The following is a 23,831-nucleotide window of genomic DNA, read 5'->3' on the forward strand; positions in this document are numbered from 1 at the left end:
TTGGAGGATTAGCTCAGCTGGGAGAGCACCTGCCTTACAAGCAGGGGGTCGGCGGTTCGAGCCCGTCATCCTCCACCATTTCTAAATGCCGGTGTAGCTCAGTTGGTAGAGCAACTGACTTGTAATCAGTAGGTCGAGGGTTCGACTCCTTTCGCCGGCACCATTTAGAGAGCCATTAGCTCAGTTGGTAGAGCATCTGACTTTTAATCAGAGGGTCGAAGGTTCGAGTCCTTCATGGCTCACCAGTTTTATAAAATTATACATACTGTCAGAGTAAATAGATCTTAAGCATTTTGCGGAAGTAGTTCAGTGGTAGAACACCACCTTGCCAAGGTGGGGGTCGCGAGTTCGAACCTCGTCTTCCGCTCCAAAATGCCGGGGTGGCGGAACTGGCAGACGCACAGGACTTAAAATCCTGCGGTGAGTGATCACCGTGCCGGTTCGATTCCGGCCCTCGGCACCATTTTATAAATCTTATCTCTAATAATGCGCGCCCGTAGCTCAATTGGATAGAGCGTCTGACTACGGATCAGAAGGTTGTGGGTTCGACTCCTGCCGGGCGCGCCATAATATATTTTTACTGACATATTCGGAATGTAGCTCAGCTTGGTAGAGCACTTGGTTTGGGACCAAGGGGTCGTAGGTTCGAATCCTGTCATTCCGACCATTATTAATGGGGCCTTAGCTCAGCTGGGAGAGCGCCTGCCTTGCACGCAGGAGGTCAGCGGTTCGATCCCGCTAGGCTCCACCATTTATATTTTATTCCCTTTGGAGGTATACCCAAGTCTGGCTGAAGGGATCGGTCTTGAAAACCGACAGGCGGGTAACACCGCGCGGGGGTTCGAATCCCTCTACCTCCTCCATTTTTAATATTTTTACTTTAGATGTTGGTCCCGTGGTGTAGCGGTTAACATGCCTGCCTGTCACGCAGGAGATCGCCGGTTCGATCCCGGTCGGGACCGCCATTTTTTTTATGGGTTTGTAGCTCAGTTGGTAGAGCATTAGATTGAAGCTCTAAGTGTCGGCGGTTCGATTCCGTCCAAACCCACCATACTATGGGCCTATAGCTCAGCTGGTTAGAGCGCACGCCTGATAAGCGTGAGGTCGATGGTTCGAGTCCATTTAGGCCCACCATAGTATTATTCCGAAGTAGCTCAGTTGGTAGAGCATCCGGCTGTTAACCGGCAGGTCGCAGGTTCGAGTCCTGCCTTCGGAGCCAATATTGGCCCGTTGGTCAAGTGGTTAAGACACCGCCCTTTCACGGCGGTAACACGGGTTCGAATCCCGTACGGGTCATATACACTTGAAAGAAAACACATTGCAGATTTTGCAATGTGTTTTTTGTTAATTTAAAAATGAATTCAACATATGGAATTATTTGAAATACTGAATGTTAAGGAGTTTGAAGAAATGAGTATGATAGTCTATATAGGCTTTAATTTTCCGATAAAACTAAATGAAGGTGATGTAGAACATGAATATGAAGTTGACTATGTTTGCCCCGATGCAGAACATCTTAACATAGTTAAACAAAAGCATTTTACGACACCTTATATCTTTGAGATTTTACAATTTGCAAATCCTATTTGGGAATTGACGGACTATAATAAGGCTTATTCTCCACATAACTATGAAAAATCCAAAAAAAATTTTCTCGATTTATGTCATTATCTAAAAGAATTGCTCCCGAAAGGTGATATTTGTGAAATATACATCTGCTGGGACGGAGAAGAAAATGAAGAGCTAGAAGTTGAATTGAAGATTAATTTAAATGATTTACAAATTGAAGCCATTGAAATATATGAAAAGTGCTTTATTCATTTAGAAAACTAAAAGGTTAAATTTAGTATGAGTATTGTCATGAAAGGAAAATAATTAGAGGAACTTAATTTGCTGAGCTCCTCTAATTATTTATTTCAAAGTCAACAATTAATTTAACAGAGCCTTTTATTTAGTAAAGGGAAAAATGAAGGTTACCTGATAGACTGTCCAGCTGTAATGAGGCCATACAAATAGTAAATCATACAGCTATTACAACTTTATACTTTAATAAAAAACATCCTACAGACAAATCGCTTTCGGCATGGACGATTTATCGATGTAGGATGTTTTTTTGAGATATATTATAAAAGGGATGCGTGGAAAATTGTTCAAAGTTCAATTGTTATACTGTGTGATTATAAATGAAGAATTTTACGATCTATAAAAATTGGGCAGAACTTTTATAGATGCTGCATTAACGGAATGCTGCTTTAAATTCTCCAGTCACTTCCTGGTGCCCATTATTCGATTCATATGCTTGCTCGATTTCTAGTTCAAAACGATCCATAATCGGAATATCGTTTACAGAGAATAAGTAGGAATCTTTAGAAGCAAAGTGCTCATACCAAGCCCAGTTTGGAACTACGAAATAATCGCCTTTCTTCCAATCGAAGCGTGTACCATTTATAACCGTGTAGCCTTCACCTCTATGCACCTGATAAACAGTAGAGTGCGTGTGGCGTAAAGCCTTTGTATGCATGCCGGCTGGTAAGTGCTGCATACGTGTACCTAATGTCGGGTTGGCTGCTTTACCTGTAGAAGGATTAATATATTCAACAGCAAAACCATGATGCGGGTCCGGATCAAATGACATTAAGCCATTAATTCCTTCAACCGTACGATCCCATTTATAGTTGGCAAGTGGTGCTACTGTATACTTGTCATCTCCGACAGGGCGTACCATTCCTCCACGATAACGCTTTTCCGTGAAGTTATCCGGAATATTCGGCTCTTGTAAACCGCCTTCATAAGGATCGAAGAAAGTACCGCCGATTCCGTATAAAGTCGGGATATCCAGCGCGTCTGTCCATAACATCGGCTCATCGCCAACGTGTTCATGCCCGTGCCATAAACCTTTAGGTGTAATTAAAAAGTCGCCTTCCTCCATGAAAATACGTTCGCCTTGTACGATTGTGTAGGCGCCTTGTCCTTCAGAAATAAAGCGCAATGCTGATTGAGAGTGACGGTGAGATGGGGCTTTTTCACCCGGCAACAGCATTTGGACCGCTACGTAAATCGTTTGTGTAGTAGATGCCCAACCCCATGGCTGACGATATGTTAATCCTGGATTTTGGAAATAGATTGCACGACGTTCTCCACCACGATCTGGTGTAAAGATTTGTGCTGCTTCGCCCATTTTCTTTTTAATTAGTTCATCACTCCAAAGGTAAGCTTGTGCTTGTGGCTTTGGTGTATGATTCATAATTTCCGGAATGGCTTCCCAAAGTGGACCTAAATGATATTGTTCAATGTCTTTCGTAAAATCCTTTACCGTGTCACTTTTCATAAACTCTTTTACTTCTTCTGATACTCCTGCCATACATCTTCACTCCTTTAATAGTAATTGTTTGCAAAAAGAAAACCGTTTACCGTCCTGAAATGTTATACACCTACAGGAACGTTTGCAGCAGCCACTTTATTTTCCAATGCGCCAACTTTATCAATTTCAATACGGACAACATCGCCGTCTTTCAAGAAAGTCGGAGGATTCATTGCAACCCCAACACCACCTGGAGTACCTGTTAAAATTACATCACCCGGCTCTAATGTCATTAAGTTAGAAAGGAAAGCAACTAGCTTTTGTACAGAAAATACTAAGTTAGCCGTGTTCGTTTGCTGGCGTACTTCGCCATTCACTGTCAATACAACAGATAACCCTGATGGATCCGGTAATTCATCAGCTGTTAATAAATAAGGTCCCATCGGTGCAGAACCGTCTACTGTTTTACCTTGCAGCCATTGTAATGTACGACGTTGAATATCACGATAAGTCACATCGTTCGTAATTGTATAGCCGGCTACGTAATCCAGGGCGTCTTCTTCTGAAACATTACGGGCTTGTTTGCCAATAACAAATGTAAACTCTGCTTCATAATCAAGCTGTTCAGAAATCGGATAGAATGGAATATCATCATCCGGACCTAAAAGTGTGTTGGCAAATTTAGCAAAAATAACGGGATGTGTTGGCAATTCACGGCCCATTTCCAGAATATGTTCACGGTAGTTGTGACCTACGCAAATGATTTTTCCTGGATTTAATACTGGTGCTCCAACATGTACTTCGTTACGATCAAAAACCGCTTTTGTAATAGAAGCATTTGGATTCTCTAAAATGAAGTCGACAGCTTGTTGCGCCAATTCAATAGTTTTTTTCCCGCCTTCATAAATTCCATCTGTAGTTGCCGGCACATAAGCATGGGCAATTTCCTTATAACGATATTCACCTTCTGCTTGCAATTTCGCTTCAAAAGCATGGTTTAAATCGATTACTTGTTCCTTCACAATCGCTCCAGCACGTGTAATACCGTTCACTGTATAGTTGACTAATTTCATAGTTATCCTCCTTTATCGAAATAGAATACAAAGTTCTCTATTTAAAGAAAATATAAAGTACTTTAGGTAGTAAAGTCAATATTTTTCAGAAAAATCTTTTAAATAAGTGATTTAGGACCTATTAAAATCAATTAATTATCAGTAAATTTAGAAATATTATTGACAAATGTTTCTCTTTTACGTTACATTTTCATTATAAGTAAACAAAGTTCTCTATTTATAGAATCGGAGGTAATGATATGACAAATATTAGTGATGTAATTGTAGTTGGTGGGGGAATTGGCGGTTTAGCGACAGCGCTTTCAATAGTACAACGCACAGATAAAACGGTAGCAGTATTAGAACAAGCACCTGCATTCGGAGAAATAGGAGCAGGTATCCAATTAGCACCTAACGCACTGCATGTATTGGACCAATTAGGTGTTAAAGAAGAAATATTGAATGTAGCGGTCGTACCGAAGCGCTTAGTGCTAAAAGATATTTATACGGCAAAGGAATTAGCTGTACTTGATTTGACTGACGGTTTCCAGGAGCGTTTCAAGCAGCCGTACGTTGTATTGCACCGCTCGGATCTACACCGTGTTTTATATGAAGCATGTTTGAAAAATAACCGTATTTCATTTAAAAACGATGAACAAATCCAAACAGTATCACAAACGCCAGGTCAAGTAACGATTACTAACCAACGTGGTGAGTCCTATACAGCAGAAGCAGCAATCGGGGCAGATGGTATTAAATCAAATGTACGTAAGCTATTTTCTCAAGACGAAATGATCTGTTCAGAGTATGTAGCATACCGTGGGACATTACCGATTGAAGAGATTACTGCTGAAGGCGATATTGCAATGGATGACGTTATTATGTGGATTGGACCAAACTTACACTTAGTACAATATCCTGTTCGTCGCGGTGAGTTATATAATCAAGTCGTTGTGTTCAAAACATATGACTATAAACCGGAAGGCGATTGGGGTACACCGGAAGAAATGCAACAACGCTTTGAAGGTGCACATCCGGATGTAGAACGTGCGTTAAAATATATTTCGACTCAATTCCGCTGGCCGATGTTCCACCGTCTTCCAATTGAAAACTGGACAGATGAAAATGTAACACTATTGGGAGACGCGGCTCATCCAATGCTTCAATATTTAGCACAAGGCGGTGCTCAGGCACTTGAAGATGCATATGTATTAGGCGAAGCTCTGGAAAATGAAGCAACATACAATGAAGCATTTCTACGCTACCAGAAAGAGCGCCAGCCGCGCACAGCAATGGTACAAAATTCAGCGCGTCGCTGGGGTGAAATTATTCACGCAAATACAGCTGACGACCTTGACCGTGCGCTTGTGTTATTACGTGATCATTTATTCGGCAGTCACAAGGAAACAAACTATGATGTAGCAGACTTTTTATATAATTACTTCAACACACGCAAAAGTGAAGTTAAGAGCTGAATAAGGGAAAATTAAAAAGAGAAAGGGGATTAGTTCCCTTTCTCTTTAAAGCCATATACAGTCGACATTTCTTTACTCATATCAATAATTTGCTGCATCATTTCAGATGAAGTGTCTGTAGGAACGTCCTCTTCAAAGCCAACAACTGTGATGGCACCGACAAGCTCATTTTTGTAATTGAGTATTGGTAAACCGATAGAGGAAACATGACGGACAAGAGGCTCGTGTGCAAACGAAAACCCGTTTTTGCGAATTCCTTTCAGCTCGCGTTGAAAAGCCGCAACATCAAAATTGGCAAGTTCATTTTGCTGAGCTTCAATCCAGTTCGTAATTTCCAAGGAATTAGCATAGGCCGCAAAAATTTTTCCTGTAGATGAATTAATCGGCAGTTTCGTACCGACTTGCGCACCGATACTTAAGCCAAAATTCGTATTCCAAATATTTGTGATAACCGGGGAATCATTTACCCAAAGCGATAGCAAAGTCGTCATATTTGTGAGATTGCTAAGTTCTTTAAAATAGGGTGTAAGGCGTTCGATAAAATCGTCGTTTTGCATGGCAGCATTCCCGTATTCCAAAAATTTATAGCCGAGTGAATAGCTACCGGTCTTTTGATCACGATAAAGCAAATCTAACTGGATAAGTGTATTTAAATATTTATAGAGATTACTTTTAGAAATGCCTGTTTGTTCCTGAATATCGGAAAAACGTAGTGGGTGGTCGCTTTGCGCAACGACATCGATAATTTGAATACCTAATGCTAATGATCCGATTGTAGTACTGCTTGACATAGTATTCTATTCACCTTTCTTAAAAAGTCATTCAAAATAAGGAGATTATATCATGAAAACTAATGTTATGGAAAAGAAGTTTGAAAGTTTCGAGAAAAGCATCAATAGTATGGTTGATCTAATAAGTGTAACAGAGAAGGATGTGCTGTATAAAAAACCATCCGAAGAAAAATGGTCGGTTATGCAAATCGCTGCTCATATTATTGAAGCAATCGAGTTTTGGGTAGCCGATTTAGAAGCGTTATTAGTCGTACCAGGAGCAAAATGGGGACGTAACCATGAACATGTCCGTCGTTTAGCGGCGGTAGATGTAAATTATGTAGCGACTGTTTCAAAGGAAGAAGCGATTGAAAGGCTCAATGCGCTCATTCCTTTAGTGAACGAAAGCTTTGCAAAAGTGCAACAGGAAGATTTAGAAAAAACTGCACCTAGCTACAACCCGAATTTTGATGGCAAGCCGTTATCATTTTTAATCAACCATCTAATTATTTTGCATACTGAAAGTCACGTAGGGCAAATGCAGCGCCATTTAGAATTGGTACAGCCGCAAAAGGTAGAGTAATAATGGAAGTATCCACTGTTTGATGTGCGTATAGTAAGGTATTATAAAGATACAATAGAGGGGCTGTCTGGAATGAATTTCGGGGCATGCCCTTTCTGCGTATAAAACAGTGGAAGCAGGTGGAAAAGTGGATGCAATAATAAAAACAGGGAATAAAGCAGTCTATCCGATTATTTTCCCTTCTGACTATAGTGGATTGGGGAGTATTAACTGTTATGTCTACCAAAATGGAGAAGACTATACATTAATCGATGCGGGCATTAAAAATGAGGAATTTGAGCAGTTTTTTTATAGGAAATTGAAAGAATATAATATAGAAATTAATCAAATTACCGGTATTATTTTAACTCATTTTCATAATGATCATATCGGGGTAGTAAATCAAATAACGAATGATTACCCGATTCCTGTCTATGCCAGTGAAATTGCCATTCCTCGTTTGAAGTGTGAGCATGATTATTTACAGCAGAAGCTTAGCTTTTACTATGATTTGTATGAGCAATACGGGGTACCAGAATTTGGACGTGAACGAATGGCAAAAATGGAGAATACCCTTCAAAATAAAGAACAGGTGATGATCTATCCACCGATTATGAAACTGGAAGACGGGCAAGAAATCGGAGGATTACGCGTAATGACTGCTCCTGGCCATTCACCGGATTCAATTTGTTTGTTTGATGAGGAGACAGGATGGCTATTCGCGGGGGACTTTTTATTGGCTACTGGTATGACGAATGCTTTAATCGATCATGACGAATCAGGAGACATAACAAACCCGATTAGCCAATATATAGACTCGATTGAAAAAATGAAAGCATACAATGTGCGCACTGTATTTGCCGGACATAAAGAGATTTATGAAAACTTGAATGAAGTGATGGAGAAAAGCTTAAGTAAAATAGAATACAAGCTGCAAAAGGTTGTATCCAAAATAGGTGAAGGAAATCATACGGCGAAACAATTAGGAGATGCAATCTATGGTGCCCGTTTTGCGAAGTATTTTACATTTATAATTTCAGAAATTATCGGATTAACGCTCCTGGCAGAACAGCGCGGTTTGATTGTGCGTGAGTTGCGGGACAGGGAATGGTATTTTACCGTTACAAGTTTGATTGAAAAATAAATGTAAACAGCTGCCCGGGAGAGGCAGCTGTTTTTGTTATAGCGTATTATTTCCATCTCACATAAAGTGTCGTCGGAGTCGTTTGAGGTTGATTCCATTTTGCGAAAGCTTTTGTATACTTACTCGTTGTATAAAGATTGTTCAGCGGTTTTGTATTGATACCAAATTCATATTTAGCAGATGCTTTATTAATGTCGGCGGATTTAATAATCGTTGTTTTCTTACCTTGTAATGTAATGGTTTTCAGCGGATTCATAAGCACTGAACTGAACTCTAATGACTGGACATTTGCAGGCACTGTCAGCTTTGTTAGCTTATTATTGAAAAACGCACCATTGCTGATTGTCGTTACTTTAGAAGGAATCGAAACCGAGCTTAGCGCATTGTTCGCAAACGCAGCTTCTTTCAATACTTTTATATTTTTAGAAATTTGGACTGATTTTAATTTGTTATTAGCAAATACATACGGTCCCATCGCTGTTACACTGTCCGGTATGACGAGGGAAGTTAACCTGTTCATATCAAAGGCATGCTGGCCCATTGATGTTAACCCGTATTTTAATGAAACAGATGTTAAAGCATTGTTTATGAATGCATATTGTTCGACAACTTTAATGTTTTTAGGAATCGTCACTTTAGTTAAATTATTATCCGCAAATACAAAGCTTTCAATCACAGTTAGTTTTGACGGAATGGTGATTTTAGTTAATTTATTATCGCTAAAGGCTCCGTACTTAATACTTTGCACATTTTCCGGGAGTGTTAGCGATGTTAATTCGTTTGTTTCAAAAGCTTGGTCACCAATTAGCTTTAATGTTGCCGGGAATTTCACAGATTTAAGTTTATTTGTATGAAAAGCGAATCTTTCAATGGCCACGACAGATTTTGGAATCGTTACATCTGTTAGTTTATTGTTGGCAAATGCATTGGCCGAAATAGTTTTTAATCCATCTGACAACGTTAATGCAGTTAAACTATTAAAGGCAAATGCATACTGTCCTATATTTGTTACGCTGTTCGGTAATGATAGGCGCGGCAGCTTATTGTACTGGAATGCACTGTGGCCAATTGTCTGTAATGTATTCGGTAAAGTTAAACTTGTGATGCCATTGTTCGCAAAAGCGAAGTCTGGAATGGTTTTAATCCCTTTGCCGACTTTTACTTGTGACAAGCGGTTTGCGTAAAAGGCTTTTTTGCCAAGGTGCGTAACAGAGTCTGGGATCGAGACGCCGGCAATTTTATTATTGCTGAATGCTTCCTTACCAATTGTTTTCAAGTTGTTCGGTAAGACAAGAGTTTTCCCCCAAAATATGTTTTCACTGAAGCTGAACGCATTGTTGCCGATTACTTCCACACTAGCAGGAAGTTGAAGCGGCATATTTTTATCGTAATTAACGGATGCAAATGCATAAGGTCCGATAACACGAATTGTATTTGGTAGTGTTACACTAAATGGCTTTTTATTCATTGCGTTGTCAGTAGCTGAAACGATGGCGTGTTTAGTTGTAAAGGCAAATGGTGCGATTTCTTTAACGGGAATGCCGTTGATGGCAGCCGGAATATTGAATGACTCAGCGCCTGCGTTTTCATCAAAGCCGGTAATTTTAATTTCCTGTTTTCCGTTATGTTCGGTAAAGGCATAATATAAATTTTCATATTGGTAGTCTTGATTACTTTGTAAATGAGCAGGCAAAATCACCTCTACATTACGATCGCTATATAGAGTGCCGACGATTGATGCACCAATTGATGTGACAGAATCCGGAACAGTAAGGAATGAAATGGAATTCCCCATAAAAGCTTCTGTCCCGATTTCTTCAAGTCCGGCTGGCAATGTAACGTTTTGAAGGGAGTTATTTGTAAATGCTCCATCACCGATTCGTTTCAACGTTTTGGGAAAACTAACGGTATGGACGATTCTCTCTTCATAATCAGGCGCATCATAATTAAACCATTCTGTATCAATCGCAAAAGCATTATCCGCAATTTCCGTTACAGGAAAGCCGGCGATTGTTTCGGGAATAGTTAAATTTTTTGGTGCAGAAGAGCCAATAATTCGTACCTCTTGTTTTCCATTTTCAGCTGTAAAAATTACATAATGAAAATTTTTGTATGTCTCATATGGTGCAGCAGTTGCAGAACTGCAAAATCCGATAATAGAAACGAGCATTAACGCACAGGAGATAATGATTTTTTTCATAGGTTAAATCCTTTCTTTATTTTGGAATTAACGTACAGACGGATTATTTGGAAATAAGTTTCAAAATTAAATAAATATTATTTAATGGTAAATTACAACTTGAAAAGGTTCCTGCCACCTTATTAGACAAGAACCTTTTTGCTACTCTAAAGTGAGCGTTCCACTATATGTTGTTCCTTGATCACGGCCGGCTTCACAATAAAACTCGGTTGTTTTAATTGTCTTATTAGTAAGCCGTTCGAATTCAATAACACAACGGTCACCATCTGCTGTTTTGGATAACCGCGCTTTTGTATCGGTTGTGAATGTCGCTGTTCCTTCAATAGTGCCTGATGCCCAGCCGTCATACGTATAATAGATCAATTGGAAACCGGTTTTCGTACTATTAGAGATTGTTAATACACGCCCCTTTGAATCCAAGTCTCCTTTCCCGTAAGTATGAAAATACGTATACTCGCCGTCCCAAGTTTTATTTGGCTTCTTGTCGGCAGCAGGGGACCAGTTTGCACCTGCGCGTAATGAGCGATCTAGCATATTGCGGGCTGAGGTAGCACGCTGATAAAGAGGGCTATTACTAGCAAAGCTTTCTTCTGCTATGTCAGAACGATAAAAGAAGTTTTTATTTTGCATGTTATAAAAAAATAGAACAAGCTGTGCACGCGTTAAATTATTTGTTGTACCGAAAAAACGCTGTAAATTAGTTTGCTCATACTTTGCATTTTGTCCGTTAGAAATATGATGATCGAGTAAAAAACGGATTGCTTTATTTAAAGTCGTTTGTCCATCTGCTATATAGGCAATTGCCTGTGCAACAGTCCCACGCTTTACAGCAGTTCCTCGGAAGTTGTTATGAAAATAGCCGTTTAAAGGTACTTGATAGGCAGCAAGCGTATTATAGTTTGCATCAGATGGGATCGCTTTCGGTGTGAACTTTTCCAGTTCTCCCGAGACAGGCTCCAAATCAAAGTATCCTACTAAAATTTGGGCAAATTGTTGTTCTGTGACCGGTTGGTTTGGACGGAATGTACCGTTAGCATAGCCGTTTATAATATTGAAATCATATGCCCATTTAATCGCATCATACGCATAATGGTCTGATGGAACATCTTTAAACACTTGCTTCGCTGCCAATGAGTTAGCCGGAAAAGTAAAAAAAGATAGCCCTAAAATAATAGAAATAAATGCTAAGTAGAAGCGTTTCATAAAAAAGCCTCCTTTATAATTGGATTAATTTTACTTTAACATGACTTTCTCTGAATTCCACTTACTTTATATTCTAAAATAGGGGATAAGAGCCGATATAATAAATACGGTATATAAAATGAGATAGGTAGTGATACATATGAATAAATCGAAGTTAATGCTAGCTGCTTTAGTTGCAATCCCAGTAAGTGTTGGCATGATGGGGGAAGTAGAGGCGGAGCAAACCGAAATGTTGGGAGACACTCTCTCAACGCCTGTAGATATTAACAAAGCGATAGGAAGTTTGAATACAAACTCGACTAGACTGGAACTAGAAAAAGTTCAGGAAGCTTATAACAATCTTTCGCTGGAATTGCGCCAACAAATTAATAACTTCGGCAAAGTGGAAGTACTTTTGGAAGACTTGGAGAAGAAGGAAGCGCAAATCGCCAATCGTATCGCCGCCGAAAAAGTTACCGAAATGATTCAAACATTCAACGATGAGCCAACGCCTGCTGAGATTAGTGCAGCCAGAAAAGCTTACGATGCATTAAATAGCGAGGCAAAAAAGCTAGTGGATGAGCGAGTAGTTACAAACCTGGAATACTTTGAAAGCCGTTTAGCTGTGCAAAAGGGCCAAGCTGAAAAAGAAGCAAAAGTCGTGATGGATCGCATTAAACGTATCGATAAAACAAAATATACCGAAGCTCAGATCAAGAGTATTCGGCTGGCGTACAATTCATTGAGTGATTTTGCGAAGTCGTTTGTAACAAACCTCCATCTATTAATTGATGGCGAGAATTATATTATTTATCAAAATACGGTTGTGAAGCAGGCAAAGCTTGATGCCAATGCATTTGATGTATACATGAACGATATTAGCCGCAGCTCGACGACACAGGAAATTGCGAGAGCTCGTTCCCTTTACAACAATTTATCGGCGGAAGCGAAGAGACATGTAACAGCGTTGGAAAAGCTTGTCCGCCTTGAAACTATGTGGAGAGATCCGCGTTATATTGAACTTGTTTATACGTATTACCCTGATTATATTCATGAAATAAAGCCAGGCGGAGTAGTCATTGAGAAGCCGGCATACGACCCGCTTTACATTCCGGACGATTCCGCAAGTACAGTGGCAACAACGATTCCAAAAACGGCAAACTGGTCCCAATATGAAACAATGACATACCAAAATGGGCGTTATACAACACAGATTACCGCTTCTCAAGTGAAAAACATCGCAGACCGGAATATGCGCTTAAAAGCAGGAGAGATTGAAATCGTTATTCCTACATCTGAAATACAGACTTCTAAAGCAACTGTGGGTGTATCTTTAAATGTGACGAATAATCAGCTGCACATCCAATTTACTGAAGGAAACCGTGCAAAAACATTTGAAAGTACAGTAGAAGTTCATGTTCCGGTAGCTAAATTAAAAGCGAATACTTCGCAAGTTATTCAACGTGTTCTATCAACCGGTACATCACCGGCATCATTTAAAGTGGATGGCTCAAAATTCATTATCCGCACAGTGACAGGTGGTACTTTTAAAGCATCGAACAGCCAAGTTATTTACACGGATATTCCGAACAATGATCAAGGACGTGCGATTCGAGAGCTGACAAAGCGTGGCATATTATTTAATACGAAAAGCCGACTAGTTCAAAGCTATAAACAAGTAAGCAAAATCGATGCAGCAGTGATGATTGCATCTGCACTTGATGTATCAAGTAACACTAAATCAAAATATTTGGATATAGCAAATACCCAGCAGTTAAAACTAGTTCAAGGTTTATTGGAAGCAGGTATCATGAGCGGGGCCACATCGAGCCGTTTCGCACCTAATGCCTCGCTAACAAAGCAAGAAGCAGCCATCATTATTGCCAACATGTACCGCTATTTAAATCAGGATTTGGCAAAGGCGTATAATGAGTTAAACTTCAGCTATCCGGATGTAACAAACCTGACATTGGAAGCACGTCAAAGCATTGCGATTTTAGAGCTGTTTGGGGTTGTTGATGGGGCAGGTCCGTTTAATCCTGAGAAAACATTATCACGCGGCGAGTTTGCTGAACTATTTTACAATGCATTAATAGCAATCGATTACTTATAAAATTCTCAAACCTATGATTTTCTATCCGGAAATCATAGGTTTTTTTAAGAAAAAAATCGCTAAGCTGAAAACGGAAAAACTGTCAGATCTTCTGACAATTCCTTTGCAAATACGCTATAATTAACAACTACAGCACACATGCACAAAAGGAGTTTTCGCATGGTCTATTTATCGATGATTTTCTTCAAAATTGTTGCACCGATTTTAATTTTGCTTATTATAGGTTCCATATTACAGCGCAAATTTCAGTTTAACCTTAAAGCATTATCCCATCTCATTACATACTGTTTCATGCCGGCAGCGGTGTTTATCAATATTTATGAAACATCCATTGAAATGAGTGTGCTCGGACAAATTACAATTTTTATTATTTTATTTATCGGTGCGCAAATGCTGTTAAGTCAGCTGCTCGCAAAACTGTTAAAACTTGATAAAAAGGAATCGGCTGTTTTTAAAAACAGTGTTGTACTTATAAACTCCGGCAACTATGGGATTCCGGTTGCCCAAATGATTTTCGCGACCCAGCCAATTGGGGTAGCGATACAAGTCATTCTTGTTATTTTTCAGAATATGACGACGTATACATATGGCTTGTATAATTTAATTTCATCAACAAAATCAGGAATTGCAATTGTCCGGGACTTTTTGAAAATGCCGATTGTCCATGCGCTTATTATTGGCGCGGCATTAAATTACTTTCATGTCCCGATTCCGGAAACGTTTAGTATTCCACTTGAACATATTGCAGACGGATTTGTAGCGGTTGCACTTATTACATTAGGGGCACAGCTTTCTACAATCGAAATGCGTTCGATGTTCAATAAAACCATTTTTGTCAGCTGCTTTACACGGTTAATAGTCGGCCCGGCAACAGCACTTCTTATTATTTTTGCATTGGGCTTAGACGGGGTAGTGGCACAGTCGCTATTTATCGCAAGTGCATTCCCGACATCGAGAAACAGTTCGAGCTTGGCACTTGAGTATGATATTGAATCGGCAACAGCAGCCCAGACAGTACTGTTTTCTACGATTATCAGCTGTTTAACAGTGACGTTTGTTATTTATTTATCGACAATATTATTTGCATAGATAGCGTTAAAAATATTTGTAAGAAACGGTTACTTTTAAAAATTGATTGGAATGAAGGGCGACTCCAACGGGAACAGCAAAATTTATTTTGCGACGAAAGCGAAGCGACAGGAGCACCGACGCCTGAGACTACAGGCTCTGGCCGTGCCCGCGGAAAGCGTCCCGGAATGGAAATCAATTTTACGCACAGCTAAAAAACCCATTTTTCTCATAGAGAAAAATGGGTTTTTGGGTTATGTGGTAGCTCTTTTCCCATAAAAAAAACCGCAAGTATCCCCTCAGATACTTGCGGTTGTAAGCGATTATAGTTGGATATCAATAACGCTTTCGTAATCTAGTAAAACTAAATTATTGAATAGCTATTGAATTTAACAATTTGAGCAAGAAGCTAAATTCATAGAGTAAATCTTAGTACATACTTACCGTATTAGCGTATGGGTTTGAAAGGTCCATACCATCTAATGAAAGACCCATTGCCTTCGCTACACCTTCACCATATGCTGGATCAGCTAAGTAGCAGTGTAAAATGTGACGACGTTTGATGAATTCTTCAACACCGTTCATTTCAGCAGCAGTTGTTTCAAATAAACGTTGTTGCTGTTCCGGTGTTTGAAGACGGAATAATTTACCTGGTTGCTCGAAGTAGTTGTTGTCATCTTCACGGAAGTCGTAGATGTCAGCTGGCCCATCAAGAGCTAATGCAGGATCTTTATATTGTGTTTGACCTTGTAGGGCACCGTAGCTATTTGGATAGTAAGTAATAGCTGCACCACGGTTTCCGTCAGCACGGCCTTGTCCATCACGGTGATATACCATGAATGGGCATTTTGGTGTGTTTACAGGAATTTGGTGGTGGTTAACGCCTAAACGGTAACGAGTTGCATCTTGGTATGCGAATAAACGAGCTTGCAACATACGGTCTGGTGAGAATGAAATACCAGGGACAACGTTTGATGGAGCGAATGCAGCTTGCTCAACATCAGCGAAGTAGTTTTCCGGGTTACGGTTTAATTCGAATTCCCCAACTTCAATTAGTGGGTACTCAGACTTGTACCAAACTTTTGTTAAATCGAATGGGTTGTCTTTAGAGTTGCGAGCTTGCTCTTCAGTCATCACTTGGATGTACATTTTCCATTTCGGGAAATCGCCTTTTTCGATTGACTCGAATAGGTCACGTTGTGAAGATTCACGGTCTTTACCGATAATTTCAGCAGCTTCTGCACCTGTTAAGTTTTCGATACCTTGTTGAGAACGGAAGTGGAATTTCACGTAAACGCGTTCGCCAGCTTCGTTGATCATTGAGTAAGTGTGAGAACCGAATCCGTGCATTTTGCGGTAGCCGTTTGGAATACCACGGTCAGACATTACGATTGTTACTTGATGTAATGCTTCAGGTAATGAAGTCCAGAAATCCCAGTTTGAGTTACCGTTGTGCATGTTTGTTTTTGGATCACGCTTAACAACGTGGTTTAAATCCGGGAAGTGTAATGGATCACGGAAGAAGAATACAGGTGTGTTGTTACCAACCATATCCCAGTTACCCTCTTCAGTGTAGAATTTTAATGCGAAACCGCGAATGTCACGCTCAGCATCAGCCGCACCGCGCTCACCTGCTACAGTTGAGAAACGTGCGAACATTTCTGTTTTCTTACCAACTTCAGAGAAGATTTTTGCTTTTGAATATTTTGTGATGTCATGAGTTACAGTAAATGTACCGAATGCACCTGAACCTTTTGCGTGCATACGACGCTCAGGAATTACTTCACGGTTAAAATTCGCTAATTTCTCAATTAGGAATACGTCTTGTAATAAGATCGGGCCACGGCGACCAGCTGTTTGAGAATCATCGTTCGATACTACTGGAGCACCAGTAATTGTTGTTAAACGTTCGTTTGTCATGTATAGTTCCTCCTAAATCTTTTTGAAAAACTCTTCATAAATAATATAACAAATCTAAATCATAATTTCTACTAGATTATAATAATTCTTTTTAAGGAATCTTTATATTAAAGAATTAGTTATTAATAATGGATATTAAAGAAGATTCTGATAACATAGTTTTCTAGTAAATTATACCTTTTATTAGCAAGAAAAGGTAAATATTACTCCGCATTTTAGTTAATAATAGCTTTTTATTTATTAATCGACAAAGGTGGGGAGTTCTCCTATTATTTCCTATATAATAAAAGCGACTACCATACGAAAGGACATGGTTATGCAACTTATATTAACTTTTATCATTTTGGCAGTTACGATTATCTTATTTACGACGAATCGATTGCGGGCAGATCTTGTCGCAGTAATGGCATTATTATCATTTGTTATATTAAATATTTTAACACCTGCTGAAGCGCTGGCAGGATTTTCGAATTCTGTAGTCATTATGATAGCAGGGCTATTTGTTGTCGGGGCAGGTATTTTAAGAACAGGACTTGCTGGTATGGCAGGAAATCTACTATTGAAATGGTCGGGAGATAATGAGCTCCGTCTCTTTATTTTGCTGCTGGTCATCGTCGCAATTGTCGGGGCGTTTATGAGCAATACTGGTACGGTCGCGTTAATGCTGCCGATTGTAGTTTCGATTGCAATCAGCATTAAAGTCAGTCCGTCCAAGTTTTTAATGCCGCTATCCTACATTGCGAGCATGTCGGGGCTGATGACATTAATTGCATCGCCGACAAACTTGATCGCTTCACAAACACTCATTGATCATGGCTTCGAAAAACTTGGATTTTTCACGATAACTCCAATAGGAATTATCGCGACGATTACCGTTATTATTTATTTAGTATTAGTACGTAATGTGCTGTTACCTAATGAGGAAAACCGATCTCAGTCAAATGCGGGATATAAGCTCTCTCCAAAGAAAATTGCCAAGGAATACGATTTGCATGATAAGCTGTTTCGCGTTGTCGTTAATGAGCATTCAACAATCTCGGAACAAAGGCTCGCTGATTTGAAACTTCCGGCAACCTATCATATTTATATTATGAAAATAAAACACGGTGCTGTGCAGGAAGGGCTTAATTTAAGGCCGATGACGTACCAGGAGCTGGCGGGACCGACAAGTATTATTCATGTTGGAGACGAGCTGTATGTACAAGGTTTGGCCGATGATGTAGCACAGTTTGCCCATGATTTTGCATTAACTGTTCAGCCATTTGAAGATCATGCGAAAGAGCTCGTTACGAAGAAAATCGGTGTAGCGGAAGTGTTATTAACACCTCAATCACGTCTTATTAAGGAAACGGTTAGTAAAATCGGTTTCCGTGAAAAATACAACTTAAACATTTTAGGAATCAACCGTAAAGGCGAATATTTATTGAAGAACATGGCCGATCAGAAGCTGCGTTTCGGTGATGCGATTTTAGTGCAGGGAACATGGGATGAAATTGAGCTGTTGTCCCGCGAAACACAGGATGTGGTCGTAGTAGGGCAGCCGCGCGAATTAGCAGGAGCTATTGCAGCAAACGGAAAGGCACCGATTGCCGGTATTATCATGCTGCTGATGATCGGGCTTATGGTGTTTGAAGTATTTGATGCTGTCATTGCTGTATTAATCGGGGCGGTTCTTATGATTATTACAGGCTGTCTGCGCAATATGGATGATGCCTACAGTAAAATGAACTTCGAAAGTATTGTACTTGTAGCGGCAATGCTTCCGATGGCGACAGCGCTTGAGAAAACAGGCGGGATGACGATTCTCGCTGAAGGCATTATCAATGTACTCGGTGATTTCGGTCCATATGGTGTATTGATGGGAATTTATTTATTAACCGTTGTTTTCGGGCAATTTGTTAGCAATACGGCAACGGCGGTACTGTTTTCGCCGATTGCCATCACTGCAGCACTTGCTATGGATGCGAACCCGTATACATTCATGATTGGGGTAGCAACTGCTGCTAGTATGGCGTTTGCAACACCGATTGCATCTCCGACAAACTCCCTTGTCTTAACAGCGGGCGGCTATAAATTTATGGATTTCGTTAAAGTCGGTGTTCCGTTACAAGTCATTATGTTTATTGTCATGATGATTGCAGTACCGTTGCTGTTTCCGTTTTAACCGGTACAGAAGGTAGAATTTTTATAAGGGGTATCTGAATAGGCATGTCATTCAAATACCTCTTTATTTTATTGTAACAGCCTGTACAATTTTATTTTCCTGTACGCCTAAATCAATGACACCATCTTCACTTTTAATTTCCAGGCGCATCACATCGCCAGGCTGTAAATAGCCGTTATCTTTTTGTGAATTATAGAATGCCTCTACTTTTTCTTCATATGAGATGGAGTTATCATAAATAATGCTTAAAATATCAGCATTCAGACGTAGACCTACACCAGCAGGAGTACCAGTTAAAATAAGGTCACCGGTTTTCAAATCAAAGATGCTCGACATTTCGGTTAAAGTTTCAGTCGGTTTAAACAATAGCTGATCTGTTTTCACCTGCTGCCGTGTCTCGCCGTTTACGGATAAATGGAGCTCCAACTTTTCCAAATAATCAATTTCGCCGTCTTCCAATAAGTAAAGATACGGTCCAGTAGGGCAGAAGCCGCGATAGCTTTTTCCTTTAAACCATTGCTGTTCAACGATTTGGACATCCCGTGCTGAAACGTCATTCGTAATAACCAATCCTGCAATATAATCTTTTAAATTATGCTCCGTCACTTCAACCGCTTCCGTCACGTCCTGCTTCAAAATAATGCCTAGCTCAATTTCATAGTCGAGTAAGCGAACATGTGCAGGGCATACGATATTTGCTGTTGCAGAAGTTAACGTACTTGGAGCCTTAGTAAATAATAGGTTATAGGGCGGCTTCTGCTGTGAAAAACCGGCTTCAACACGGTGTGCGCTGTAGTTAGTACCTTGGCAGTAAATGTTTGCATCGTCTGTTACAGGCGAAAGAATGGTAATGTCAGCTTGGTTCACAATATGACCAGACTGTTTTGCAGTAACAACATCCTCCATACCCGTTGTTAAAATATCCCGTAATGTTCGGTAAGAACCGTTGATTACATATAGTTCATCTTCTAACACACCCCATTGAATCAAATCACCTTTTTGAAAACGTACTAATTTAATTCCCATTACAACCCCTCCTAAAATAGTAAAGCTAACGTAATTTTAGATGAAAGAATAAAAAATAGTTAGTTGTAAATTAATGGATTTACAAAGAAGAAATCAATAAAAATTAATGAATAATAAAAAAACTGTTCAACTATGGGGATATCCATAGCGAACAGCTTTTTAATGTTAAGCAACTTCTGTCTGGCCTTCACTATCATTAATGGATAGTGGTGATTTTCTTGTTATAATAACTGCCCAGACAATTGCTAAAACAAATAGACCAATAGAAGATACTAGTAAAGTAGAGCGTCCGCCTTCCAAGCCAAATACACCTAGGAGAGTGGCAAACATATAAGGGCTTACAATACCGCCCAAGCCCTGACCTGCAGCAGCGATTCCGACATAAGAAATCCCTTTTGCCATGTTTGATAGCTCCGATACTCGTGCTAATACGCCAGGAAGTACGATTCCTAAACCCATGCCGCCGAGTACACTTGCTACAAAGATCATCGGTAAACTGCCTACTGCAGAACACCATAAAATCCCGGTAGCTGTTAACAGTACACCAAATGGTACGATCAGGTTTGGTATCACCGAACGCAGTTTACCGAAGATGAAGCCTGTTATTAATGTACCTGTTGTAAAGAGTGAAATCGCCAGACCGGCTTCCGTCGCATTTCCTAAACCTTCAGTCTGAATAATAATTGAGATATTTGTTACATAGCCATAAATGAAGGCAGAGAAAATAATTTGCCCAATTGTAAAGCCATATACTGTTTTTGGCGCTTTAAAAAGAACATCTTTAATTGAAGCATTGGGTACATCTTGTTTTTTCGGCTCCGGTAAGAACAGGAAAGTAATGGCTAAAATCCAAATAGGGAATAAGTATACTAGGAATCCATAGTTCCAACCGTAAGCGTCTGCCAGCATACCGCCAACTACTTGGAAGAAAATTGCCCCAACACATGCGATTGTCGATGTACCGAATCCAATCAGGAAATCACGTTCACGACCATCAAAGAAACCAGTAATGATATCAATGGATAAAGGTAAAGTTATACCAACACCAAGGCCTAATATACCGCGGAAAACAATAATTGCGAACAGATTGCTTAAGAAGAATGGCATGATACCACCGATTAAGAATAAAATTAAACCGGTCATTAATAATGCACGTTTAGAAAATTTATTTGCTAGCTTACCATAGAAAAGGGAAGGGAAAATTTGAAGCAAACCTGGCATTGTCGCAATTAACATAACAGTAGTAGGGCTAAACTCCGGGAAGGCTACAATAAGGTCTGCCATAATTGATCCCGCTACACCAGCAGCTACGTCTTGGAAAGCGATCAGGACAATTAAAAACTTTAAAAAACCTCTTTTGGATGTTGGAAACATTAAATACCCCCTAATTTTTATTTTGTTTGAATCTTAAAGACTTAGCATGTTGTGCAAAATACCCCCCTCAATCGGTTGAATATTCAGATATTATCATGTAAGCCCTTTCACGGTAACGATAATAATTTGCGGAAAAGTATTTTTTAATTAAACAAAAATTGTTAAATATCGTTACGGAGTTCTTTGTCTGAATGCGTTTTTAATAATCGAAAGTAACCACAAATAAAAAAAGTACAAAACTACGGAAATACCGTTGTTCTGTACTCGAAATTCAGTTATTCTATTTCAATTTCACCTAAAACTATTAATGATTCGATTAAAAGGATTAATTCAAAGAGGTTTTTAGAGCTGCGCAGGTTCCGATCGAGCAATTCTTCAATTTTTTGAATTCGGTAAACAAGCCCGCTCATCGATAAATTCAAGTCAACCATTGTCAGATTAAGGTTTCCGTTATGATTTAAAAATGTGTATAAAGTCTTCAAAAATTCGTCTCTTTTATTTGGTTTTAATGACAGAATAGGTTCCAGCTCACGATGAGCCAATTTCACTATAATATCGCTGTTTTGGTGATTAATTAACGAACCAAGTATATTCGTATTCTCGAAATATACGATCATGTCCCGCTTATTAATATTTAAAGAAGAAATTGCCTGACGATGTGCTTCCACAATGTCATCAATATCATTAATGACGCGGCTTAGTCCAATACGGAAATCATAATTTCTGAATTTGCGCTGCAAATGCTTTAATATATTTTGGAAAATATCATCGGTATCATCCTTTTTAGGGAATAAAAATACAATTTCATCCTGGAATTCTGTAATGAAAATCGATGTTTGATGCATTTCCAAATAGACAATGACTGACTGAATAATTTTTGAAATAGTGGATGCTTCATGAACGGGTATTCCTTTTTTAGTGATGCCAAGACTTCCGATATAAAAATCTTCATTTAAATCAATTTGTAGGAGGTAACTGCGGCTGATCATACTTTTCTTTGATGTATACTGCTGTTGCAGCAACTGTTCAAAAAAGTAAGCTTTAATATTTTCAGTCGCTTCCAGACTCGATTTTTCATTTAAATAACAAAGGGAGATGGAAACAGCCGAGCGTTGTAAATAATGCATTTCTTCTTTAAAATTCGTATCCTGCGAAAAATATATGAAGGATATATAGCCGATAATTTGCTTCTGTACGATAATCGGACTAATTAACCGGGTATGTTTCGGACAATCTACCTGACTTGGCTGCATAGGGTCGATTGGCTGGATTAAGATTTTTCCGGACTTCGTTTGGGGCATTTGCTGAATAAAGTCGTCTTTAATAAAATCCAGCTGCTCCTGAGTCATACCGATCGAGTGGTGTGTATTAAAGCTTAAATCCTGTACGATAGCAGGTATGTTCAATGTATTGTAAATTGTTTCCAAAATCTGATCGATATGCATTCCTTGTGAAATACCCAATGTTAAGTTGTTATGGAAAGTCGATACCTTTTCTGTATGTTTTTTCTCTTCGAAAAGCTCCATATATGTTTTGTTCAAGTCATCGATCATACGCGTCTGACTAATTTTCTTTAAGTCGGATTGAGTTTCAGGATCCCAATGCTCCAGCATGCGCATTTCAAATGCACAATGCTCGTCTCCTTTGGCACGACAAGTCATTTCCACAATATATACTTCCTTTTTCGTCAAATAAGAGGTAAAGCCGCTTGAATAACCGGCCAATGTATGACAAATACAAGAATCGCTTTGCCCGAAATGTTTCAGGTGCTCCTCAACTTCATAAGAATTAACCCAAATTCCTTTAGCGTACATATACTTCACCGTATCATCAGAGTGTAACTGTAAAACTCTTTCCGAAAGGAGATCTGTAATTTGTCCGGAGGCAAGATGATACCCAACAGCACTGTTTAATTTTTCGGTTAATGTAAGTGGTAAATAATCGACTTCTTTTGCGTGAGTAATACCAATATTCCAGCCGTAACGCTGTAAGAAAAATTTTGCGTATTCAAGGCCTAAGCTTTCGATCAATTCCTTCCTTAAAATTCCAAATGTATTAGTAGTAGTGTACAACGCTTTATCTACATAAGATGAGCCAGCCATTTTCAACCTCCTGAATATTCGGAATATTAACTATTTTTAAATGAAACATACCACACTTTACATTGAAATGAGAAGATAATTTTTAATTTTTGTTAAATATTAGTAAAAAAATTACTATTTTCAACTTGTTATTATTTTTTTATAGAAACTTTAATTCGGGTTCTGTCACTACGGTTTTTTCAAATATAACGTATTAAAATTATTATCCGAAAAGCTGCTCTACAAAGAAAAAGCGTTTAATTAAATCGGAAAAATGATTGCCGTATAGATGAAACAAAAAGGCTCGAACAATCTATAAAAACCGTATTTTTATATGATTGGACGTTTGCTGTACGATTAAGATTCGTTAATTTTTACTTATATTTGATTGTAAATTCC

The 23,831-nt window shown here is 39.1% G+C and carries 16 protein-coding genes and 14 tRNA genes; 21 read left to right on the forward strand and 9 right to left on the reverse strand.

The annotated features are described in order from the left end of the window. Window positions 1-2 precede the first annotated feature (2 nt). The 15 genes from M3166_RS13765 (at window position 3) to M3166_RS13835 (ending at window position 1,833) form a co-directional block, all read left to right on the forward strand. A tRNA-Val gene (locus M3166_RS13765) sits at window positions 3-78 on the forward strand. 9 nt (window positions 79-87) lie between these two features. Then, a tRNA-Thr gene (locus M3166_RS13770) sits at window positions 88-163 on the forward strand. Between the two features lie 6 nt (window positions 164-169). Further along, window positions 170-245 (forward strand) — tRNA-Lys (locus M3166_RS13775). Between the two features lie 50 nt (window positions 246-295). Beyond that, window positions 296-370, forward strand: a tRNA-Gly gene (locus tag M3166_RS13780). A 4-nt stretch (window positions 371-374) separates the two neighbouring features. After that, a tRNA-Leu gene (locus tag M3166_RS13785) sits at window positions 375-463 on the forward strand. A gap of 27 nt (window positions 464-490) precedes the next feature. Continuing rightward, window positions 491-567: transfer RNA gene (locus M3166_RS13790), tRNA-Arg, on the forward strand. Between the two features lie 23 nt (window positions 568-590). Beyond that, window positions 591-667 (forward strand) — tRNA-Pro (locus tag M3166_RS13795). Between the two features lie 8 nt (window positions 668-675). Then, a tRNA-Ala gene (locus tag M3166_RS13800) sits at window positions 676-751 on the forward strand. Between the two features lie 19 nt (window positions 752-770). Beyond that, window positions 771-863 (forward strand) — tRNA-Ser (locus M3166_RS13805). A gap of 26 nt (window positions 864-889) precedes the next feature. Next, window positions 890-965: transfer RNA gene (locus M3166_RS13810), tRNA-Asp, on the forward strand. 10 nt (window positions 966-975) lie between these two features. After that, a tRNA-Phe gene (locus M3166_RS13815) sits at window positions 976-1,051 on the forward strand. 6 nt (window positions 1,052-1,057) lie between these two features. Continuing rightward, window positions 1,058-1,134: transfer RNA gene (locus M3166_RS13820), tRNA-Ile, on the forward strand. Window positions 1,135-1,143: 9 nt separating this feature from the next. Then, window positions 1,144-1,219, forward strand: a tRNA-Asn gene (locus M3166_RS13825). 5 nt (window positions 1,220-1,224) lie between these two features. Beyond that, window positions 1,225-1,296, forward strand: a tRNA-Glu gene (locus M3166_RS13830). Window positions 1,297-1,410: 114 nt separating this feature from the next. Next, window positions 1,411-1,833, forward strand: a complete 423-nt coding sequence (locus tag M3166_RS13835) for a hypothetical protein (RefSeq protein WP_251690458.1) — start codon at window positions 1,411-1,413, stop codon at window positions 1,831-1,833. Window positions 1,834-2,236: 403 nt separating this feature from the next. Here M3166_RS13835 and M3166_RS13840 read toward each other — a convergent pair whose 3' ends face one another. Both M3166_RS13840 and M3166_RS13845 read right to left on the reverse strand, forming a co-directional pair. After that, the gene (locus tag M3166_RS13840) at window positions 2,237-3,361 is read right to left on the reverse strand and encodes a cupin domain-containing protein (protein ID WP_251690459.1); all 1,125 of its coding nucleotides are present in this window, start codon (window positions 3,359-3,361) and stop codon (window positions 2,237-2,239) included. Between the two features lie 62 nt (window positions 3,362-3,423). Further along, the gene (locus M3166_RS13845; RefSeq protein ID WP_251690460.1) at window positions 3,424-4,374 is read right to left on the reverse strand and encodes a fumarylacetoacetate hydrolase family protein; all 951 of its coding nucleotides are present in this window, start codon (window positions 4,372-4,374) and stop codon (window positions 3,424-3,426) included. Window positions 4,375-4,613: 239 nt separating this feature from the next. Here M3166_RS13845 and M3166_RS13850 point away from each other — a divergent pair, with 239 nt between their 5' ends. Beyond that, window positions 4,614-5,828, forward strand: a complete 1,215-nt coding sequence (locus tag M3166_RS13850; RefSeq protein ID WP_251690461.1) for an FAD-dependent monooxygenase — start codon at window positions 4,614-4,616, stop codon at window positions 5,826-5,828. A gap of 29 nt (window positions 5,829-5,857) precedes the next feature. On the opposite strand, the gene M3166_RS13855 is transcribed toward M3166_RS13850, so the two are convergent. Next, on the reverse strand, window positions 5,858-6,619 hold the full coding sequence (locus M3166_RS13855; protein WP_014824986.1) for an IclR family transcriptional regulator: 762 nt from the start codon (window positions 6,617-6,619) through the stop codon (window positions 5,858-5,860). 52 nt (window positions 6,620-6,671) lie between these two features. On the opposite strand from M3166_RS13855, the gene M3166_RS13860 reads away from it, so the two are divergent. After that, on the forward strand, window positions 6,672-7,181 hold the full coding sequence (locus M3166_RS13860; RefSeq protein WP_251690462.1) for a DinB family protein: 510 nt from the start codon (window positions 6,672-6,674) through the stop codon (window positions 7,179-7,181). A 127-nt stretch (window positions 7,182-7,308) separates the two neighbouring features. Further along, window positions 7,309-8,304, forward strand: a complete 996-nt coding sequence (locus M3166_RS13865; RefSeq protein ID WP_251690463.1) for an MBL fold metallo-hydrolase — start codon at window positions 7,309-7,311, stop codon at window positions 8,302-8,304. 46 nt (window positions 8,305-8,350) lie between these two features. Here M3166_RS13865 and M3166_RS13870 read toward each other — a convergent pair whose 3' ends face one another. Together M3166_RS13870 and M3166_RS13875 are read right to left on the reverse strand one after the other, a co-directional pair. Then, window positions 8,351-10,504, reverse strand: coding sequence for a leucine-rich repeat domain-containing protein (locus M3166_RS13870; RefSeq protein WP_251690464.1), 2,154 nt, complete (start codon window positions 10,502-10,504; stop codon window positions 8,351-8,353). A 141-nt stretch (window positions 10,505-10,645) separates the two neighbouring features. Next, window positions 10,646-11,707 carry an S-layer homology domain-containing protein gene (locus M3166_RS13875; RefSeq protein ID WP_251690465.1) on the reverse strand — a complete coding sequence of 354 codons (1,062 nt, stop codon included), beginning with the start codon at window positions 11,705-11,707 and terminating at the stop codon, window positions 10,646-10,648. 139 nt (window positions 11,708-11,846) lie between these two features. On the opposite strand from M3166_RS13875, the gene M3166_RS13880 reads away from it, so the two are divergent. Further along, window positions 11,847-13,799, forward strand: coding sequence for an S-layer homology domain-containing protein (locus tag M3166_RS13880; RefSeq protein WP_251690466.1), 1,953 nt, complete (start codon window positions 11,847-11,849; stop codon window positions 13,797-13,799). A 159-nt stretch (window positions 13,800-13,958) separates the two neighbouring features. Continuing rightward, window positions 13,959-14,888 (forward strand): AEC family transporter, encoded by a 930-nt coding sequence (locus M3166_RS13885; RefSeq protein ID WP_251690467.1) that lies wholly within the window; start codon window positions 13,959-13,961, stop codon window positions 14,886-14,888. 408 nt (window positions 14,889-15,296) lie between these two features. On the opposite strand, the gene M3166_RS13890 is transcribed toward M3166_RS13885, so the two are convergent. Beyond that, window positions 15,297-16,787, reverse strand: a complete 1,491-nt coding sequence (locus tag M3166_RS13890) for a catalase (protein WP_251690468.1) — start codon at window positions 16,785-16,787, stop codon at window positions 15,297-15,299. A gap of 316 nt (window positions 16,788-17,103) precedes the next feature. Here M3166_RS13890 and M3166_RS13895 point away from each other — a divergent pair, with 316 nt between their 5' ends. Beyond that, window positions 17,104-18,951 (forward strand): SLC13 family permease, encoded by a 1,848-nt coding sequence (locus M3166_RS13895; protein ID WP_251690469.1) that lies wholly within the window; start codon window positions 17,104-17,106, stop codon window positions 18,949-18,951. Between the two features lie 63 nt (window positions 18,952-19,014). Here M3166_RS13895 and M3166_RS13900 read toward each other — a convergent pair whose 3' ends face one another. The 3 genes from M3166_RS13900 to M3166_RS13910 all read right to left on the reverse strand — a co-directional run bounded on the left by M3166_RS13900 (window position 19,015) and on the right by M3166_RS13910 (window position 23,453). Then, a complete protein-coding gene (locus M3166_RS13900) occupies window positions 19,015-19,977 on the reverse strand; it encodes a fumarylacetoacetate hydrolase family protein (RefSeq protein ID WP_251690470.1) in 963 nt (320 codons plus the stop codon). Between the two features lie 165 nt (window positions 19,978-20,142). Beyond that, complete coding sequence (locus M3166_RS13905; RefSeq protein WP_251690471.1) at window positions 20,143-21,351, reverse strand: MFS transporter; 1,209 nt, start codon at window positions 21,349-21,351, stop codon at window positions 20,143-20,145. A gap of 275 nt (window positions 21,352-21,626) precedes the next feature. After that, on the reverse strand, window positions 21,627-23,453 hold the full coding sequence (locus M3166_RS13910; protein ID WP_251690472.1) for a V4R domain-containing protein: 1,827 nt from the start codon (window positions 23,451-23,453) through the stop codon (window positions 21,627-21,629). Window positions 23,454-23,831 lie beyond the last annotated feature (378 nt).

The organism is Solibacillus isronensis, assembly GCF_023715405.1.
GTDB classification, from domain to species: domain Bacteria; phylum Bacillota; class Bacilli; order Bacillales_A; family Planococcaceae; genus Solibacillus; species Solibacillus isronensis_B.

Bases quoted from the DNA above. Each gene is read 5' to 3' on its own strand.
- M3166_RS13855 (WP_014824986.1), bottom strand. From the start codon at position 6,619: ATGTCAAGCAGTACTACAATCGGATCATTAGCATTAGGTATTCAAATT.
- M3166_RS13835 (WP_251690458.1), top strand. From the start codon at position 1,411: ATGAGTATGATAGTCTATATAGGCTTTAATTTTCCGATAAAACTAAAT.
- M3166_RS13910 (WP_251690472.1), bottom strand. From the start codon at position 23,453: ATGGCTGGCTCATCTTATGTAGATAAAGCGTTGTACACTACTACTAAT.
- M3166_RS13845 (WP_251690460.1), bottom strand. From the start codon at position 4,374: ATGAAATTAGTCAACTATACAGTGAACGGTATTACACGTGCTGGAGCG.
- M3166_RS13880 (WP_251690466.1), top strand. From the start codon at position 11,847: ATGAATAAATCGAAGTTAATGCTAGCTGCTTTAGTTGCAATCCCAGTA.
- M3166_RS13885 (WP_251690467.1), top strand. From the start codon at position 13,959: ATGGTCTATTTATCGATGATTTTCTTCAAAATTGTTGCACCGATTTTA.
- M3166_RS13870 (WP_251690464.1), bottom strand. From the start codon at position 10,504: ATGAAAAAAATCATTATCTCCTGTGCGTTAATGCTCGTTTCTATTATC.
- M3166_RS13905 (WP_251690471.1), bottom strand. From the start codon at position 21,351: ATGTTTCCAACATCCAAAAGAGGTTTTTTAAAGTTTTTAATTGTCCTG.
- M3166_RS13860 (WP_251690462.1), top strand. From the start codon at position 6,672: ATGAAAACTAATGTTATGGAAAAGAAGTTTGAAAGTTTCGAGAAAAGC.
- M3166_RS13890 (WP_251690468.1), bottom strand. From the start codon at position 16,787: ATGACAAACGAACGTTTAACAACAATTACTGGTGCTCCAGTAGTATCG.
- M3166_RS13840 (WP_251690459.1), bottom strand. From the start codon at position 3,361: ATGGCAGGAGTATCAGAAGAAGTAAAAGAGTTTATGAAAAGTGACACG.
- M3166_RS13900 (WP_251690470.1), bottom strand. From the start codon at position 19,977: ATGGGAATTAAATTAGTACGTTTTCAAAAAGGTGATTTGATTCAATGG.
- M3166_RS13895 (WP_251690469.1), top strand. From the start codon at position 17,104: ATGCAACTTATATTAACTTTTATCATTTTGGCAGTTACGATTATCTTA.
- M3166_RS13875 (WP_251690465.1), bottom strand. From the start codon at position 11,707: ATGAAACGCTTCTACTTAGCATTTATTTCTATTATTTTAGGGCTATCT.
- M3166_RS13850 (WP_251690461.1), top strand. From the start codon at position 4,614: ATGACAAATATTAGTGATGTAATTGTAGTTGGTGGGGGAATTGGCGGT.